20 protein-coding genes are annotated in these 18,446 nt (G+C 33.6%); 4 read left to right on the forward strand and 16 right to left on the reverse strand.

Going from position 1 to position 18,446, the window contains the following annotated elements:
• Nucleotides 1-82: 82 nt before the first annotated feature.
• Together purH and purD are read left to right on the forward strand one after the other, a co-directional pair.
• A complete protein-coding gene (gene purH, locus H3U97_RS00525) occupies nt 83-1,675 on the forward strand; it encodes a bifunctional phosphoribosylaminoimidazolecarboxamide formyltransferase/IMP cyclohydrolase (RefSeq protein ID WP_065578606.1) in 1,593 nt (530 codons plus the stop codon).
• Nucleotides 1,676-1,702: 27 nt separating this feature from the next.
• Nucleotides 1,703-2,992 (forward strand): phosphoribosylamine--glycine ligase, encoded by a 1,290-nt coding sequence (gene purD, locus H3U97_RS00530; protein WP_086357081.1) that lies wholly within the window; start codon nt 1,703-1,705, stop codon nt 2,990-2,992.
• Between the two features lie 186 nt (nt 2,993-3,178).
• On the opposite strand, the gene H3U97_RS00535 is transcribed toward purD, so the two are convergent.
• From H3U97_RS00535 to H3U97_RS00610, 16 genes are read right to left on the reverse strand one after another with little or no spacing between them, the layout of a single operon-like run.
• A complete protein-coding gene (locus tag H3U97_RS00535) occupies nt 3,179-4,405 on the reverse strand; it encodes a beta-ketoacyl-ACP synthase (protein WP_065578608.1) in 1,227 nt (408 codons plus the stop codon).
• Complete coding sequence (locus H3U97_RS00540; protein ID WP_065578609.1) at nt 4,402-5,133, reverse strand: 3-ketoacyl-ACP reductase FabG2; 732 nt, start codon at nt 5,131-5,133, stop codon at nt 4,402-4,404. Before H3U97_RS00540 ends, H3U97_RS00535 begins: the two co-directional genes overlap by 4 nt.
• Nucleotides 5,134-5,135: 2 nt before the next feature.
• The gene (locus H3U97_RS00545) at nt 5,136-5,612 is read right to left on the reverse strand and encodes a 3-hydroxy-fatty acyl-ACP dehydratase (RefSeq protein WP_198197537.1); all 477 of its coding nucleotides are present in this window, start codon (nt 5,610-5,612) and stop codon (nt 5,136-5,138) included.
• On the reverse strand, nt 5,612-6,793 hold the full coding sequence (locus H3U97_RS00550; RefSeq protein ID WP_065578611.1) for a beta-ketoacyl-[acyl-carrier-protein] synthase family protein: 1,182 nt from the start codon (nt 6,791-6,793) through the stop codon (nt 5,612-5,614). The genes H3U97_RS00545 and H3U97_RS00550 overlap by 1 nt, the downstream gene beginning before the upstream one ends.
• Nucleotides 6,794-6,796: 3 nt before the next feature.
• Nucleotides 6,797-7,366, reverse strand: coding sequence for a DUF3261 domain-containing protein (locus tag H3U97_RS00555; RefSeq protein ID WP_065578612.1), 570 nt, complete (start codon nt 7,364-7,366; stop codon nt 6,797-6,799).
• A 30-nt stretch (nt 7,367-7,396) separates the two neighbouring features.
• The gene (locus H3U97_RS00560) at nt 7,397-9,706 is read right to left on the reverse strand and encodes an MMPL family transporter (protein WP_232343697.1); all 2,310 of its coding nucleotides are present in this window, start codon (nt 9,704-9,706) and stop codon (nt 7,397-7,399) included.
• Nucleotides 9,684-10,289, reverse strand: a complete 606-nt coding sequence (locus H3U97_RS00565; RefSeq protein WP_165755097.1) for an outer membrane lipoprotein carrier protein LolA — start codon at nt 10,287-10,289, stop codon at nt 9,684-9,686. The genes H3U97_RS00560 and H3U97_RS00565 overlap by 23 nt, the downstream gene beginning before the upstream one ends.
• On the reverse strand, nt 10,286-10,708 hold the full coding sequence (locus H3U97_RS00570) for a thioesterase family protein (RefSeq protein ID WP_086320580.1): 423 nt from the start codon (nt 10,706-10,708) through the stop codon (nt 10,286-10,288). The genes H3U97_RS00565 and H3U97_RS00570 overlap by 4 nt, the downstream gene beginning before the upstream one ends.
• A complete protein-coding gene (locus tag H3U97_RS00575; RefSeq protein WP_198197541.1) occupies nt 10,701-12,434 on the reverse strand; it encodes a glycosyltransferase in 1,734 nt (577 codons plus the stop codon). Before H3U97_RS00575 ends, H3U97_RS00570 begins: the two co-directional genes overlap by 8 nt.
• Nucleotides 12,425-12,787 carry a hypothetical protein gene (locus tag H3U97_RS00580; RefSeq protein ID WP_034904374.1) on the reverse strand — a complete coding sequence of 121 codons (363 nt, stop codon included), beginning with the start codon at nt 12,785-12,787 and terminating at the stop codon, nt 12,425-12,427. Before H3U97_RS00580 ends, H3U97_RS00575 begins: the two co-directional genes overlap by 10 nt.
• Nucleotides 12,784-14,154, reverse strand: a complete 1,371-nt coding sequence (locus tag H3U97_RS00585) for an AMP-binding protein (RefSeq protein WP_086365035.1) — start codon at nt 14,152-14,154, stop codon at nt 12,784-12,786. Before H3U97_RS00585 ends, H3U97_RS00580 begins: the two co-directional genes overlap by 4 nt.
• Nucleotides 14,124-14,687 (reverse strand): hypothetical protein, encoded by a 564-nt coding sequence (locus H3U97_RS00590; protein WP_034904284.1) that lies wholly within the window; start codon nt 14,685-14,687, stop codon nt 14,124-14,126. Before H3U97_RS00590 ends, H3U97_RS00585 begins: the two co-directional genes overlap by 31 nt.
• A 4-nt stretch (nt 14,688-14,691) precedes the next feature.
• Nucleotides 14,692-14,940: an acyl carrier protein gene (locus tag H3U97_RS00595; RefSeq protein WP_034904287.1), complete on the reverse strand. Its 249-nt coding sequence runs from the start codon at nt 14,938-14,940 to the stop codon at nt 14,692-14,694.
• A gap of 15 nt (nt 14,941-14,955) precedes the next feature.
• Nucleotides 14,956-15,210 (reverse strand): phosphopantetheine-binding protein, encoded by a 255-nt coding sequence (locus H3U97_RS00600; protein ID WP_065578618.1) that lies wholly within the window; start codon nt 15,208-15,210, stop codon nt 14,956-14,958.
• Nucleotides 15,211-15,229: 19 nt separating this feature from the next.
• Nucleotides 15,230-16,027 (reverse strand): lysophospholipid acyltransferase family protein, encoded by a 798-nt coding sequence (locus H3U97_RS00605; protein WP_065578619.1) that lies wholly within the window; start codon nt 16,025-16,027, stop codon nt 15,230-15,232.
• The gene (locus H3U97_RS00610; RefSeq protein ID WP_065578620.1) at nt 16,009-16,728 is read right to left on the reverse strand and encodes a beta-ketoacyl synthase chain length factor; all 720 of its coding nucleotides are present in this window, start codon (nt 16,726-16,728) and stop codon (nt 16,009-16,011) included. The genes H3U97_RS00605 and H3U97_RS00610 overlap by 19 nt, the downstream gene beginning before the upstream one ends.
• Before the next feature lie 120 nt (nt 16,729-16,848).
• Here H3U97_RS00610 and H3U97_RS00615 point away from each other — a divergent pair, with 120 nt between their 5' ends.
• Both H3U97_RS00615 and H3U97_RS00620 read left to right on the forward strand, forming a co-directional pair.
• A complete protein-coding gene (locus H3U97_RS00615; RefSeq protein ID WP_232343698.1) occupies nt 16,849-17,934 on the forward strand; it encodes a class I SAM-dependent methyltransferase in 1,086 nt (361 codons plus the stop codon).
• A gap of 26 nt (nt 17,935-17,960) precedes the next feature.
• A complete protein-coding gene (locus H3U97_RS00620) occupies nt 17,961-18,359 on the forward strand; it encodes a hypothetical protein (protein ID WP_034904273.1) in 399 nt (132 codons plus the stop codon).
• The last annotated feature ends 87 nt before the right edge of the window (nt 18,360-18,446 follow it).

Raw genomic sequence — 18,446 nt, forward strand, 5'->3', positions numbered from 1 at the left:
TAATGCTAAACATCTACTCTGGTTTTATATATAATAGCCTTTCACTGACTTGGATTTAGAATTTTAATTTCGGAGCCTTTTCATGCAGCAGTTTCGTCCTATCCGTCGTGCTCTACTTAGTGTTTCTGATAAAACAGGAATTATTGAATTTGCCAAAGCTTTATCAGATCGTAATGTAGAACTCCTTTCCACTGGTGGTACCGCTAAACTATTAATCGACAACCATATTCCTGTTACTGAAGTATCTAATTATACAGGTTTTCCTGAAATGATGGATGGCCGAGTTAAAACCTTACATCCTAAAATACATGGTGGTATTTTAGGCCGTCGAGGTGTTGATGATGACGTTATGCAACAACATCAGATCGACCCAATTGATATGGTCGTTGTGAACTTATACCCTTTTGCAAAAACTGTTGCTGATCCAAACTGTAGTTTAGAAGATGCGATAGAAAATATCGATATTGGTGGGCCAACTATGGTACGTTCTGCCGCCAAAAATAATAAAGATGTTGCGATTGTGGTTGATTGTCAGGACTATAACACAATCATTGATATGTTGGATAACCAACAAAATTGCCTCTCTTTTAAATATCGTTTTAGTCTAGCAATAAAAGCTTTTGAACATACTGCTCAATATGACGGTATGATTGCTAACTATTTTGGTAAACTTGTCCCACCATATTATGGCGACACTGATAAGCCTGCTGGAGAGTTTCCTCGAACTTTAAATCTGCAGTTTATTAAAAAACAAGATATGCGATATGGTGAAAATGCTCATCAACAAGCTGCGTTTTATGTTGAAGAACAGCTTGAGCAAGCCTCTATTGCAACTGCTAAACAATTACAAGGTAAGGAATTATCTTATAATAATATTGCCGATACTGATGCCGCATTGGAATGTGTAAAATCCTTTGATGAACCTGCTTGCGTAATTGTTAAACACGCTAATCCATGTGGTGTTGCAGTGAGTGATAATATTTTAACTGCATATCTAAATGCTTTTAAAACTGACCCAACTTCTGCATTTGGTGGCATTATTGCTTTTAATCGACCTTTAGATGCTAAGACCGCTCAAACTATTGTCGATAAACAATTTGTTGAAGTGATTATTGCACCTTCAATTGACCAAGATGCTTTAGCTATCACACAAACTAAAAAGAATGTTCGTGTACTTGAATGTGGTAGTTGGTCAAGTAATTCTACAACTAGTTTAGATTTTAAACGTGTTAATGGTGGGGTTCTTGTACAAGAAAGAGATTTAGGTATGGTTACTAAAGATCAGTTAAAAGTTGTTACCAAACGTCAACCAACTGAAAAAGAACTATCCGATGCGCTATTTTGCTGGAAGGTAGCAAAATTTGTTAAATCTAACGCCATTGTTTATGCCAAAGATAATATGACAATTGGTATTGGTGCAGGGCAAATGAGCCGTGTTTATTCAGCGAAAATTGCCGGTATAAAAGCAAAAGATGAAAACCTAGAAGTTGCTGGTTCGGTAGTTGCTTCTGATGCTTTCTTTCCATTTAGAGATGGCGTAGATGCAGCCGCTGCGGTGGGCGTTACTTGCGTTATTCAACCGGGTGGATCGATTCGTGATGATGAAGTGATTCAAGCCGCAAACGAGCATAATATTGCGATGATTTTTACCAATATGCGTCATTTTAGGCATTAATCTTTAAAAGTATTGAAAGGACCTTGTATGAAAGTTTTAGTTATCGGTAATGGTGGGCGTGAACATGCCTTAGCATGGAAAGCAGCACAATCACCATTAGTGACCAAAGTATTTGTTGCGCCGGGTAATGCAGGTACCGCACTTGAAGCAAATTTAGAAAACATCAATATAAAAGCAACCGACATTGCCGGACTATTAAATTTTGCACAGGAGCAACAAATAGACTTAACCATAGTCGGACCAGAGGCGCCATTAGTAATCGGTATTGTTGACAGTTTTCAAAAAGCTGGATTGAAAATTTTTGGCCCATCTAAAGCTGCTGCACAGTTAGAGGGATCAAAAGCTTTTACTAAAGATTTCTTAGCTCGTCACAATATCCCAACGGCTGAATACCAGAATTTTACCGAAATTGAGCCTGCTATTGCATATATTCGCCAAAAAGGTGCACCAATTGTAATAAAAGCCGATGGGTTAGCTGCTGGCAAAGGCGTAATTGTCGCTATGACGCTAAAAGAAGCCGAAGATGCTGTACATGATATGTTGGCTGGTAATGCTTTTGGTGATGCCGGTCATCGAGTTGTCATTGAAGAGTTTCTTGATGGTGAGGAAGCCAGTTTTATTGTTATGGTCGATGGTGAACATGTTGAACCAATGGCAACTAGCCAAGACCATAAACGAGTTGGCGATGGGGATACAGGTCTAAATACTGGTGGAATGGGGGCTTATTCACCCGCACCAGTGGTAACTGATGATGTATTTACTAAAGTGATGGAACAAGTCATCTATCCAACAGTTAATGGCATGGCACAGGAAGGTAATGTGTATGTCGGCTTTCTTTATGCTGGTTTGATGATAGATAAACAAGGTAATCCAAAAGTTATTGAATTTAACTGTCGATTTGGTGATCCTGAAACCCAACCAATCATGATGCGAATGCAATCTGATCTGGTTGAACTCTGTTTAGCTGCCGTAGAAGGTAAATTAAACACAATTAAATCAAAATGGGACCCAAGGCCTGCTTTAGGGGTAGTTCTTGCTGCTGGTGGATATCCTGGTGATTACAATACTAAAGATGTCATTTTAGGCTTATCTTCTGAAACTAATCAAAATTGTAAAATCTTTCATGCCGGAACAAGCTTAGAAAATGGACAAGTATATACTAATGGTGGGCGAGTTCTTTGTGTCACTGCATTAGGTAACTCGGTATCAGATGCTCAAAAAAATGCTTATGAACAACTTAAAAATATCTATTGGCATGGTTGTTACTATCGTCATGATATTGGTTACCGAGCTATTGAAAGAGAAAAAAATAGTTAGAAGACTAATGAATAAAATAGCGCTGTATAGCGCTATTTTTTATCTGTTAATAAGAAGTTAAAAAAGTTGAGGAGAGGGGTTTTTAACCCAAAAAGTTAAGTATAGTTTCTTCATGGCACTGATAGAGCCCCAAAAACTTTTCCTAAAAAATATTTTGGGGATATTGTGAGTGAATGTATAAATAAACTATATTCTTTTGATAACAATTGAGGTATTAATACCACCAAAAGCAAAATTATTAGTTTGAAAGTATTCGATATCTAAATTTCGCCCAGCCCCGACAATATAATCAAGATCTCCGCATTGCGGATCCACATGATTTAAGTTGATAGTTGGGTTAAACCAACCTGAATGCATCATTTCTAATGTTAACCATGCTTCTATTGCACCACAAGCACCAAGGGTATGACCAAAATAACTTTTTAATGATGATATTGGTGTTTTATTACCATAAATATTTGCAACTGCGTTACTTTCAGCTACATCTCCTCGTGCGGTAGCGGTGCCGTGTGCACTAATGTAACCAATTTGGTTGGCATCTAATCCTGCATCTTTTAATGATTGTTCGATACAATACTGGATTGTTTCTTGTCTTGGCTGAGTAATATGACTGGCGTCACAGTTGGTTTTAAAGCCAATAATTTCACCATAAATTTTCGCTCCACGAGCTTTAGCATGCTCATATTCTTCCAAAATTAATGCTCCTGCACCTTCACCAATAACTAAACCATCGCGATCGCGATCATACGGCCTTGGTGATAGTTTTGGTGTGTCGTTAAGTTGACTAGTAGCAAATAGAGTATCAAAGACTGCTGCTTCTGAAGGACATAACTCTTCAGCACCACCAGCTACCATGATTTTTTGCATACCGTATTTTATTGCTTCGTAAGCATAGCCAATCGCCTGGCTACCAGATGTACAAGCACTTGATGTGGTGATCAATCTACCTTTCAAACCAAAAAATAGGCCAGTATTAACAGCGGTAGTATGCGGCATCATTTGAATATAGGTTGTTGCTGTGATGTTATTAGTATGCTTTTCATTTAACATAGTCGCAAATGATGCAACTGGTTGAGTACTACCCGTTGATGATCCAAATGCGATGCCAGTATTACCATTAGTGAGCTCGGGGGCATCTAACAATCCAGCTTTTTCCAAAGCAATTTCAGTTGCCTTGGTTGAGAGTAGGGATACTCTGCCCATTGAACGGGTTTTTTTTCTTGTATAGTGATCAGGTAATACAAAATTATCAATAGGAGCACCAAGTTTGGTATGTAAACCGTCATAGATTTCCCATTCCGGCATGTATCGAACTGCATTGTCTAATTGTTTTAATTTGTGTTCAATTTCAGCCCATTCGTTACCAAATGCAGTAACACCACCAATCCCTGTTATGACTACTCGTTTTGTCATACCATTCCTCCATTTATTGAAATGACTTGCCGTGTTATATATCCAGCGTTGTCTGACATTAAATAACTTGCAAGTCCTGCGACTTCATCAACGTGTCCCATTCTTTTTAATGGAATCATGTTCATTGCTTCTTTTAAAGCTATTGGTTCCATATCCAATATCCCTGTATCGATTAGGCCTGGTGCAATGCAGTTAACGGTAATTTTACGTTTAGCTAGTTCAAGGGCTAACGCTTTGGTTGCGCCAATTACACCGGCTTTAGCTGCACTGTAATTAACTTGGCCACGATTCCCAACGATGCCTGAAACTGATGATATAACAACAATTCTTCCTCCATTACGTAATCCAATCATCGGCATGAGACAAGGGTGTAATACATTGTAAAAACTATCAAGATCGGTATGAATCACAGCTTTCCAATCATCTTGGGTTAAAGCAGGAAAAGCCCCATCACGTATAATACCTGCATTATTCACCACTCCGTAATAAGCACCATGTTGTTCAATATCGGCTTCAATTACTTGTTGGCATTGTTCCGTATTGCTGATATCAAATTGTATGAGTCTGCTTTTTTGACCTGTTTGTTCGATGAATTTTTGCGTTTCAAGCGCACCTTGTTCATCACGATGGTAGTGTATAACAATATCAAAACCATCTAACGATAATTTGCAAGCAATTGCTTTACCAATTCCTTTACTTGCTCCAGTGACAAGTATTGTTCGATTCATTATCATAATCCTCCTAGTCGCTGGGAACCAAAAAGTTGATCTAATTCATTGTGATCGGGTTCATAAACATTTAGTTTGCCTGATGAAACACATTGTTGATTGATGGTAATTTGGCAATCAAAATTAGCCAATTTTGTATCAAAAAGTACTAAATTAGCGGTTATTAGTAATTCACTATTAAGAGGAAATGCTGGTAATGTATTTTTTATTGCTCGACCGCCTAGTAACATACCCAATTGTGGTGAATGATTTTTTTTTGCATCATGATATCCATTCCAAACGCCAATGGTTTGAGCCATCAATTCGATAGCAAAAAAATTGGGTAGTTGATTATCTCTATTTAAAAATGGAGAGAGTATGCCATCTTTAGTAACTTTAACACTGCAAATGCTTTGTTCATTGTTAACTAAATGAACTTTATCGATCATGATCATTGGTGTCTTGTGTGGTAAATAGGAATTTACTGATTGATATTGCATTATACTTTTCCAATAATAAGTGATGCATTATTGCCACCAAAAGCGAAAGAATTTGACATTATAATTGGTGTTTGTAGCATCATTTTTTCTGTAACTATATTGATTTTATCTAGATTCATGTCATAGGGTGATATCGAAAAATCTTGCTGCGGTAAATAAATATTTTGGTTAAGTAACAAATAACCTATGGCCAATTCAGTAATTGCTGCACTACCCAATGTATGCCCAGTTAGATGTTTAGTTGAACTGCAATAAGGCAAGTTTTGATTAAATAAACGATAAACCGCCTTACTTTCAGCTTGGTCATTAAGAATTGTTGCTGTGCCATGTAAGTTAAGATAGCCAATTTCATTAGGTGTTAAGTTAGCATCATTTAATGCCATTTCCATTGCAGCTTGCGCACCAATTCCTTCTGGATGAGGGGATGAAATATGATAAGCATCTGAAGATTCCCCGGAGCCTAATAGAACAATTTCACTTGATTCTTCTTTGGTTAATAAGATTATGCCACTAGCTTCACCAATGTTTATGCCGTTACGATCTTTAGCAAATGGCATGCAAGGGCTATCTGATAGAGCCTCGAGTGCATTAAAGCCATTGATTGGCATTCTGCTTAAGCTATCAGCACCACCAACAATCGCAGCATCAACTAGACCTAATTCAATCAATCGTTGTCCACTCATTACTGCTTTTGCACTAGAAGTACAAGCAGTTGAAATGCTGTAACTAGGACCTTTTAAGTTGAGTAATTCTGTTAAAAATCTAGACGGATCACCCAGTTCTTGTTGATGGTAATGAAAATTTGGCTGACAATGGTGTGTTTTTAGGTAATATTTAATATTGTTGTCACCTTCATGTATTCCCGAAGTACTTGTACCCATTATGACGGCTATTCGTTTGGTCCCATATTTTTCGATAGCTTGTTGTATTGGTTGTTTGATTTGCAAATATGCAGCATAGAGTAATTGATTATTTCTTGTTGAATATTGCACTAGATGTTCTGGAATTGAGGGCAAATCATCGGTAACTTTACCTAACCAGGTATTATGGCCATTTAGTAACCAGCCGTCTTGTTTCGTTAAGAAATGTTTCGCACAATAATTCTCTGATAAATTATTGGCTATTTGTTGTTTGTTGTTTCCTAAAGTGTTTATTGCGCCAAGCGCTGCAATATAAATCATCTATTATTGTTCCATACTCTGAATTGCAATTTGATAACCAAATACAGCATGTTCAATTTTAATTGGTTTGCGTATAACAGTTGAGGACTGTTTATTATAGGTGATATTAATAATGGTTTCGTGTAGGTCATTAATAAGTGTTCTAGATAAATCTTTATCAATGAGCTGCCAATTGCTAGGTAATACTTTTTGCCATGCAACTGTTGGCAAAATGCTTAACATGATGTCCGATAATACTTGTTCTGGTGGAGGTAGTTGTTGTATAAATAAATGTTGTTTCGCTTTGACTTCACTGCCGTTATATTGGATTTCAAATAGACGAATACCGATAGTAGAAAGTCCCATTACAGTTAAATGGTTGTTTTTGATGTCAACGATTGTGATAATTGAGTTTTCTTGATTATTGTATTTAAAAGTTAATAATTGTTGATCGTGATAATCTTGGTTGAGATCTAATTTTGGCAAGTTAACTTTAGTTCCTTTGGTCAACCAAGCTTCTGATTTAGGTTGAGATGAGCAAGCTGAAATCAATAGACTTAATAATAGCAAAGTTAAATTTAAATATTTCTTCATCCTTTTGTACCTAATATTTCATTATTCGTTTTATTTATTATTGATAACTAATGGCGCAAATAAAAAAGCAGTAAAAATACCACTGGTTAATACCAATCCAAAACCTTTGATTGCAACAGTATGGCTTATTATTAGTAAGCCAAAAGATAATATTGTGGTTAGTGCTGCCATTGTGACGGCTAATAACGCACTTTGGGTTTGGCTTTTATCATTACTAAGAAATAAACTATAGTCGATACCAATACCAATAACAAGAATTAGTGCTAACATTGAAAATAAATTAAGTGTTTGGTTAGTTATGCCATGCATAGCTAATGCGATACCAATCGATAATAAGGTTGGCAATGTGCTTTTTAATGCTGCTTTTATACCATATTTACGATGATAAAATATAAAGCACAAGCAAATAATGGTTACAGCACCAGCAATAAGTTGGGATAAGTGTATTCTATAGAAGGCAAACATAGTGTTAAATTCATCTCGGCGATCAAGCCAATGAATACCTTGATCAACGTCAGATAATTTTCTAATTTCATTAATATTTTTAATACCACTTATTGGAATTAATGTAGCACTTTGTCCTGATTGTAAAGTTAACCAAAGTAATTTTCTACCTTGACTAAGTTCACTTTGTTGCCATTGCTCTGGTGTAATAATCGCTTGTTTCTTATTAAGGTCAGGTAACTTAGTTTTAATTCCCATTTGCGTTAATGAGGATAAAATTTCTGGACTGTATTGGTTTACTAATTCAATATTTTGTTGTTGTTTCTGTATCGAAGGTAAATTTATACTTTGATATTGTTCAAAATAACCTGCTAATTTGGCTTGTTCAAGTTTGAGTGAAAATTGTTCTAGTCGTTGCAAGGTTTGTTCAGCTGTATCACCAAACACGATAAACCATTTTTGATCAGTTGTCTGATGGGTGATGCTGATAATTTTTTGTTCTTGTTGTTGTAATTGTACTGGTAATGCTTGTAGTTTTCCAATATCGTCATCGACCTTTAAATTAATTAAGCCATAACCAATAAATAATACTGCAATCGATACCATTAACCATTGCATCTGTTTATATTGCCATAAATTTAACCAGCGATTTAATAATTTATAACCAACATGTTCACGGACAGGCAATTTGTTAACTAGTAATGGATACCAGCATATAACGGTTAAAAAAGCACCTATCAAGCCAAATACTGCAAATATGGATAGCTGTTTTAAACCAGGAAAAGGTGCAATTAGTAAAATAATATAAGCAATAAAACTTGTACATAATGCTAAAGTTAGCGTTGATATTAGTTTTTTTAAACTGGCATAAGGTGATTCTTGATTCCCATGTAACAGTCGTTCTGTTAAGTAGTGAAGTGAATAATCAACGGTTATACCTATGACACTAGTGCTCATAACTAGTGTCATAATATGAATTTCACCAAATAGAGTTAAAACCGCAATTAAACCACAAATTAAACCAATAAAAATTGACAGTAAAGATAGAATTATCGGCCTTATGGATCGAAATATACTAATAATTAATATTACAATACCGATAATTGATAGACTACCAATTGTGGTGATATCATCTTTAGCTTCACTACTGGCATAATCGCTATAGAACAGCACACCTCTTTTTAAAATTTCAACACTTGGCCATTGTTCATGTAATTGTTTGGTAAGATCATTTAACTGAGAGGTGATCTGATTTGATTGACTCATATTAAATGATGAATCATTTAACTCAGCGTAAATCATATACCATTGATTGCCTAGGTTGTCTTGTCCAGACAACCAATTATTTTGGATAGTTAATCCACCTGAGTTTGCTAGTTGATTCAATTGTGATGAGCGTGTTAGTAAAAGCGGATCATTTTCTAATTCAGTCGCACTTATCCCGCTAAAAGGAGAATATAATTGGCTTTGAATCCAATTTAGTTGCGTATGATTTTTTAATCTTTCTTGGGTTTTCGTATCGAGCAATTGGTAGCGATATTTGAATGCAAACTCTCCCCACTTTGTTTGAAATTGTTCGTCGAAATAACCATTTACTTCACCGATAAAAGATTGCTTTTTTAAAGTTTGATACCACCAATTTACAGGTTCTAATTCATTATTTTCCGGCTTAATTAACCAGACTAACTGTTTGTCCAATCGATTTTGGAAGCCGTCAATGAGTTCAGTTGGAACATTGTTGGTTTGTTCTTTTGGCAATAAAGATAAAACACTACTATTGATTTTACTGCTAACTAAAAGATTATATGCAGTAAAAATCAGACAGATCACTATTATTAACCATAGAATTGCTCTTCTTGTTAATATTAATCGATTATCGGAATAACAATTGTTCATTTTGACTTAATTTCATTGTTTTATGATTTGCGAATGTCAGCTCTGTTTTATCATTTTGCATATCATTAATGGTAACTTTTTCCAAATAAGATTTACCATTGAGAATTATCTGTTTGAAAATTTTGTTTAAAGGCGCTAATTTTGGTTGTAGTGTTACGGTCCAATATTTATTTTGTTCGGTTAGCGTTATATCAAAATTACTTTCAAGCATATCTTTATCGGCAGTGAAAATTGCTGTTAAGAGATGGTTAAATTGAAAAAGTTGTGGCTGTTTTTCAGCAGTTATAATTTCTGGATCTTGGCCTTCTATTCGTTGTTCCATCCGTTGTTGATTCATTTTTAATGTCATCGCAAAAGGTGTCTTTTGTTGCCACCATAATCCTAATTCTTTGGATATGATCATTTTTCCTGTTGAATGAATGGGTGCAGTTAAACCATTAATATAGCGATCTTGAACAAAATCAGCACGAACAACTTGGTTTTTACTAAATAACTGTTGTAAATCAGTTAACGTTATTGCACTGGATATAGTTGAAAAGGTTAATAGTAGTGCCGAGAATAAAATAGTAAGGTATTTTTTCATTTGATTAATCCAAAACATTGCAAAAATATGTCAGGTGTGACAAAGGTCATTTCTTGATTAGCAGCCGATACAGCAACTTGAATTGTGTAGCCTGATGTCGTTTTTTTACCTGTTTTTTTGTCTTTTATTAGGTAGCTTATTTTTATTCTATGCTCATATTCTTCAAGTTTGGCATTAATTTCTAAAGTTTGTTCAGCTAGCGCTGGTGCGGTATATTTGATTTTGGCATCAACAATAGGCCATAGATAACCAGAATCAATCATTTCTTTATAACCATAGTTAAATTTTCTAAATAAGGCTTCGCGAGCTTTTTCGAAAAATTTAAGATAATTACCATGCCAAACAACACCCATAGCATCAGTATCATGAAAAGATGGGGTATAGTCGATTGTGATATAGCAGTTGTTAAAATTATTCATCTTTATTTCTAAGTGTTTCAGGTGGATTAAATTGCCAAAAATCGAAAAAATTGAACCAATCAAGTGGTGATTGTAGACAATAATATTCTAGCCTATTAGCGTAAAACCGTACGGTTTGTTCAAGTTCTTCTTGTCTGTTTTTTCTTGATAGTTTTAACTCATCAGTAAAGTGTTCAAGGTATATTTGGAATCGCCCGTTTGGTTTTAATCCCCAGCAAAAGTAAACAGGAAATTTTAATGCAGAAGATAATACAAACGGTCCTTTAGGAAAGGGAGCAGGTTTACCAAGAAAGTTTGCCCAAATAATTGAGTTTTCGGGTACTCTCTGATATGGATTAACCGAAGTCCTATCTGCAATGATAGCGACCCATTCACCAGCTTCTAGTTTTTGCTGAAGTAATATGGCTGTATCTGCACCTAAAGTTGCGACTTCAATTAAATTAATAATCGAAGCTTCATTAACTTGTTTTAATACTTGATTAAATCGTACTGCATTACGTTTATGGACTAGGGCATTAATTTTCACATTATGTGATATTTCAGCTAGTGCTCGACACATTTCAATATCACCTAGATGGGAACAAATTAATATAATGCCTTTTTGTTCCGAAACTAACTTTAAAAATTCGTTTTTATTCGGTGCATAAATGTCATCAAGTTTTATATCACCTTGCCAGCTGGCAAGTTTGTCTAAGAGTGATTCACCAAAATGTTGAAAATGTTGGAAAGAAGTTAATTTTTTCTTCTCTATTAAAGGAACATTTTGATATTGTTTAAGAATTTTTTCTAAATATATTTTGGATGCTTGACGTTGTTTTTTTCCAGTTAACCAGAAATAACTAATTACCGGGAACATGATTATTTGAGCCGCTCGACGACCTAATAGGCGATATAACATTAAAATTAATTTAATACCAAATAGACCTTTGCGTTCTTCAGTTTGTGACCAGTGCGTACTTTTATTTTTCTTCAATCGGTTATGTTTTATTAATTTTGGTATTCGTGGCAACATGCCAAAAAAAAGTCGTGTATGCATCCAACTAATTAATAGGTTATCTTTGCAGGCTTTAAAGTGAGAAACTCCATCAATGGGATAAGTCACATGAGTTGGTACAAAAACTGAATCGATGCCTTGCCAATATAATCGAACCATGATGTCGGTATCAAAGTCCATTTTTTTACCAATTTGGTATTGTTTTATCAGTTTACATGTTGGTTTTAAAGGATAAATACGAAATCCGCACATACTGTCTTTTATATTAAAAGATAAGGTTTCTATCCATACCCAAAAATGGGTTATATACCTTGCAATGAGGCGATGTTTTGGCACTGAATCATCATAGACAGGACAACCAGATATCAATGCATTCGGGTTTAATTTAGATTGTTCGATAAGTTGCCTTACAATTTTGCTATCATGTTGCCCATCAGCATCAATCTGTATGGCATAATCAAAATTTTGATTAAATGCATGGTTAAACCCACACATAACAGCCGCACCTTTACCTTTATTTGAAGATAATCGAACTAAATTTACCCATGGGTATTGATTACTGATTTCAATTAGTTTTTGTGCTTGCTCATATGCGCTACCATCATCAATTAAAAAGCAAGGAATATGGTATTGCTCAATATTTTTGAGTACATTGACTAATGCATCACTATGATTATAACAAGGGATAATAAAACAGTAACTATCAGACAAGTGCGGTACTACTACTGACATAGGGTAAGCTTTCCTGTACTTGCTATTTTATTGTTATTGTACTGGGTAATAAAACTATAAGTGAATTTTAGCTTTTGGGTGTCTTTATCCCAAATTAAGGTTAATTTTAGATGATCATTGGGTAATATCGGTGATTGAAATTTTACTACTTCAATGGATGATATTGATAAATTAGAATTGAATAGCTTTTGGGCATAACTAATGACCCAATTAAGCTGTGTCACCCCAGGCAATACTGGTTGTGTAGGGAAATGCCCTTGAAACCAAAAAAGATCTGATGGTATGGTCATTTCAATATTAGCTTCTGTTTCAGTTTTTATAATGTTTATTTCTGTGGCTAACTCTTTTTTCATATCTTATCTGTTGCATCAAATAATGCTTTTAAGTCAGTATAAGTGCATTTACCCTGTGAATTTTTCGGAAAATTTTCAATAAAACGCCATTTTTTGGGCGTTTCAACTAATGATAATGTATCTTTTATTAAATGTCGAAAATATTGTGTAAGTTTAAAGTGGTTAAAGTTATCTATCTCTTTACTGTTGGTTGAGTCTATTTTGATAATGGCGCCTAAAATAGTTCGATTGTTTTGTTCTAATGGAATAACAATTACTTCTTCAACTACTGCTAGTTTATTTATTTGCTTTTCTATAAATGTAAGGGATAGGCGCTGTTCGGCAATCTTGACTATTTTATCTATGCGACCTTTTAAATAGAATTTCGTATCATCTATTTTTTGTAATTTATCGCTTAGTAATTCAGCTTGCTGCAGTAATGGTGATATCAACAGTGGTTGATGATCTGAGGTGTATTTTATTTGAATTGGATAAAAAAGTTCCCAAGGCGTATTTAACGATTTTTGCTTTCTTTTTGCTATAATTCCTGTTTCACTTGAACCATAAATTTCACAAGGTAATACGTTGAAATTTTGTAAGCAAAATTGAGCATTGTCGAAACTCAGTTTTCCGCCAGAAGAAAACACATTTTCACACTTAATAATCGGTAATTTATTATCTAAATTTTTAACAATTGATGGCGTTGTAATGTAAGTTATTTTTTTTGATTGGTAAGTTGCTAATTGTTCTTGATAGAGTATTGTTTCGCATACAAAAGGTATTTTACAACTTAACGATAACATTATTTTAAAAGTTAACCCATACATATGTTCATGTGACACAGAAGCAACAAATAGATCATTGGTTGGTCCGCCTAAATTATTTATTAATATCGCAATTTCATTTTCAAGTTGAGAAATTGATTTCTCAATTGGTTTGGGTAATCCAGTTGAACCTGAAGTAAATAATGTCAATGATGTTTGTTTAAAGTTTGGATTGATTGTACTAATTTTCTCATCTAGTTGAGGCTGATTGATATCAATGATTTGTAGCGTAGTTGGTAAATTAATATTTGCGATATCGATATCAGTTAATATTGCCTGATAATAGTGTTGTAACTCAATATAGTTAGGATTTAGTAGCAGTGGATGTTTTCCTGAATATAGGAGAGCGAAAAGTCCAGCAACAAAATTAAAACTGTCATCCATGAATAAAACCCAGTTTTTTTCTGGATGTTTTCTGATTTTGCTGATAATAGTATTGGTTAGTTTTTTTAAATCACCAACTGTTAGTGGTTGGTGTTTTCTGTATGCTATTATTTCATAATCAGGGCGTAATAATTGCTCCGATAATAAAACTAATGTTTTAGTTTTTGACGAACAATCCATTCTCCCCCCATTAATAGTCCAGTAAAGATATAACTTATTAATCCGTTATATATTGTCCACCAATACATATCATTAATGAAACATGTAATTAGTGCAATTGAACCATTTAATATAAAAAGTAAACACCAACAAATAGTTACTTTTCTTGTATATTTAATTGTACTCGGTGTTAAATTACCTTCTTTTAATCTGGCAAATTTTTCAATAATATTTTGTGGTTGATATAATGAGTAGCCAAAAAAGATTAAGAATAGTAGGTTAGTTGCTACAGGGTAATAAAGTAAGAATTGAAATTCGTTAAATATCCAACTAATTAATGCTAATAACAACCCAAAGCACGTTACAACTTTAGCTAACCAACCTATATTTGAAAATAAATTGGGTAATGTAATTAGTCTCAATATTAACAATGTAACAATACATAAAATAGCAATATTGATTACTTGATATTTGAAAGATAAGTAAATAACTAAAGGGTAGCAAAACAGGATAACCCCTGTTATTGCTTTTATTATTAACTTTACCTTATTCATTATGCTATTTGGTATTCATTAAATTGTCTACTGCATCAACAACGTCTTGAACGGTTCTAACTGCTTTAAATGTTTCTGGATCGACTTTTTTACCAATCTTTTTTTGTAAATGTACGACTAAATCTACAGCATCAATACTGTCTAAGTCTAATTCTTCAAAAAGTTTAGATTCTGGCTTAATCTGATCGGCAGGTAATTCAAAAAGTTGCACTAGTGCAGATTGAACTTGTTGAAAAATTTGTTGCTTATCCATTAAAAAACTTCCTTATTACTGTTGAGAACTAATTAAATCAGCTAAAGTTGCAACTGAGTAAAATGCTTTTTTGGTTTCTTCACTTTCAGATGATAAAACAATACCATATTGATTTTTGATCGCAAGACCTAGTTCTAGTGCGTCTATTGAATCTAAACCTAATCCATCTCCAAATAGTGGAGCTTGGGTATCAATATCTTCAGGTGTGATATCTTCTAAATTAAGAACATCAATTATTAATGCCTTTATATCATGATGTAGAGTTTCCATTTTATTTCCTTTGTATCTGTTATTCTTTTAATTGTTCTAGAGTTAACAATGATGCAAGATGTCTTGTCAGTTTTCTTGCGGCAATAGTGGTATTTTGGTCTAAAAAGTCTTCAATTTTAATCTTTTCACCGACATTGATATTGAAAACTGCCTTTCTTTTAGGAATGTCATACCATTTTTGTTGTTTTATCAACCAAGGTGGATTGCATTGAATATGTATGATTCGAATATCTGCATGGCAACGTAATGCTATGTTTGCAGCACCTCTTTGTAATGTTATAGGGTTATTGGGTATGCTTCTTGTTCCTTCTGGGAAAATCAAAATTTTACCCTTGTTAGATAAGATTTCGTTGCATTGTGGTAGTATCCTGCTTGATTCTCCATTAAGAATATAACCTGCCGTTTTAATAATGCGACTGATGAAAATATTATTAAGTAAAGCTCCTTTAACCAAGCAATCACATCTACGCATAACGGATACCAGCAATACCACATCTAATAAAGAGGGATGATTTGCAATGATTAAACATCCTTCATCGTGTTTTAATTTTTCAATTCCTGTAAATTGATAATTAAAAATACCTAGATATTTTATTATCCACAAAAATACTTTAAAACTTATACTAATGCTATATTGAGCAATTATTGTTCTTTTTTGTTTATTCCATACGAATAACCTCAATAAACTAAACCAGATTATCGAAAGAACGATTAACCCATAAAGACCAAATATAATAAAACCCAATGCAGTTGCGAATAATCGCCACCACTGATTTAAGGTATATGGTTTTCGTTTTTTTATGTATTGAGAGTCCATTGCCAATCTTGAGATAAACCTTTTATGATGAATTGTTGCTGTTTATTTAAAAATGCATTTAAAAAAGCTAACGATTGAGGATAGTCGATTTGATTTGATTGTGATGTTTTTTCAATACTTTGACAAGTAAATTGATTACCTTTAGTTAAAATATATCCTACCGCATAGTAAGGAATTAATTGGTGAACAATTGTTTGATAAGATTGAGGTATCATACCATCAAAATCAATTAATAGTACTTTTTTATCTTTTTGAAGTAATATCGGTAGTGCTTCTAACAAACTTTGCTGAAAACTATCATCATTTGCACTAAGTGAAGTGACGGGCACTTTTTGTTTGGCAATAATCGTGAATAATCCTGATGCTGTATTATGTACTGATAATGCGAAGTCAGTTGGTGAAATATCAACATTTTGATTTAATGCTGTAAGTATTTTATATGTTCTTTCAAGTTCACCATGCCTACTTGAGAATATTGCTAAGTCAAGTTTGTTATTTTCAATAAGCTCCAAACCAACTTCAACTGCTAGGCGTGATGAAATACTCATCCTCCTTGCTTGCATCATAGGTAGTTTATTGAGTTTGGGTAGTGGTAAATCCCAATTGTGGTTAATCTGTTTTGACCATAATTGCCAGTCAGATTTAGAAGATAAACCCGCAGATAAAGCAAACCAATTTTCGATTGAAAAAGAAAATTTCATAGTAATGTTTTTAATTAATTCTTTACTTAGTTACTTTTTGTAATATTATTAAATCAATAATTCTTGAGAAACATCAAATTTAATTTATACAATACAGTAAAACAATAAAAAGGCAAGAGATTGACAGAACAAGAAAACAGCAAGTATGGATTTAATAAAGAAATTTATACTGCATTAGAAGCAATTACAGAAGCCCAAAAAATTGCCTTTGCACCAATTTTATTCCAAGCAATCATCGCTATGAAAAATCATGGGATTTTATCTCAAATTGATCAGGCTGGAAAAAATGGTATTAACTTAGATGACCTAACTAAAAAAGTTTCTTTATCTTCTTACGCAATTGAACTACTGTTAGATGTTGCACTTAGCATACGTGTCATTTATCAACAAGATTCAAACTATATTTTAGGTAAAATAGGTCATTTTTTATTACATGACAAAATGACAGAAGTTAACCTCAATTTTTCCCAAGATATTTGCTATCAAAGCATGTTTTTTCTTCAAGAAGCGCTTGAAAAGGGTGAACCAAGCGGCTTGAAAATTTTTGGTGAGGGAAAAACGATTTATCCAATATTACAATCATTACCAAAACAAGCTAAAAAAAGTTGGTTCGAGTTCGATCATTTTTATTCGGATCACTCTTTTCCTGCTGCTTTGCCTTATATTATTCAATTAAAACCAAAACATATTTATGATATTGGTGGAAACACAGGTAAATGGGCGATTTTTTGTGCTAAGCATTTAGAGAAAATTCAAGTAACAATCTTAGATTTACCTGAACAAATAGCTGTCGCTAACGAAAACATCAAACAAGCAGGTTATGATGATCGTATTGATGGTGTCTCTGTTAATTTATTGGATGCTCAAATTTTACCCAATCAAGCAGATGTATGGTGGATGAGTCAGTTTCTAGATTGCTTTAGTTTGGATCAAATTACCCAGATATTAAAATTAATCCATCGTAGTATGCATGATGATGCTACAGTCTGTATTATGGATCTTTTTTGGGATCGTCAAAATTTTGAAGCAGGAGCTTTAAGCTTAAATGCTTCCTCTCTCTATTTTACCTGTTTAGCTAACGGTAATAGTCGTTTTTATCATTCTAAAGTGTTTTATCAATGTTTAAATGAAGCTGGTTTTCACGTTGAGAAAGATATTGATGGACTTGGATTTGGTCATACTTTACTTATATGTAAAAAACGTTAATAAAAATAATCTTAAAGGAGTAAACAATGAAATTTTTTAAATATATTGCTGCATTTTTCTTAGTTTCACTATTATTTGGTTGTGCCGGTAAATATCAAGCGCCACACAATATCACTACCCCTGTTAGTGGTTTAACTAAAGAACAGGTTAAACAAGCTATTTTAGATAGTGGAACAAAAGGTAAAGCAGCATTCGGTACTTGGAAAATGGAAGTCTTAAATAGCAATACAATTAGAGGTCATTTATTCAACCGTAAATTTGAAATTGTAGTTGATATCCCTTATTCTGCAACAAGTTACTCAATCAATTACGTGTCTGTTAGTCCAAACTTGCAAGATAGTAAAGGAAAAGTACATCGTAATTACAATCGTTGGGTAAATAATCTTGATGTTAAAATTAGAGAAAGTCTTTTCAGAGCTAAATAAAAATTTAATCTAAAAATAATTTTTATTTTCAAAGAATGAACCACTAAGCCCAAAATTTGTTTGGGCTTTTTTATGTTGAATTCATTA

The sequence above is a fragment of the Gilliamella sp. W8128 genome, assembly GCF_016100545.1.
In the GTDB taxonomy this organism is placed as follows: domain Bacteria; phylum Pseudomonadota; class Gammaproteobacteria; order Enterobacterales; family Orbaceae; genus Gilliamella; species Gilliamella apis.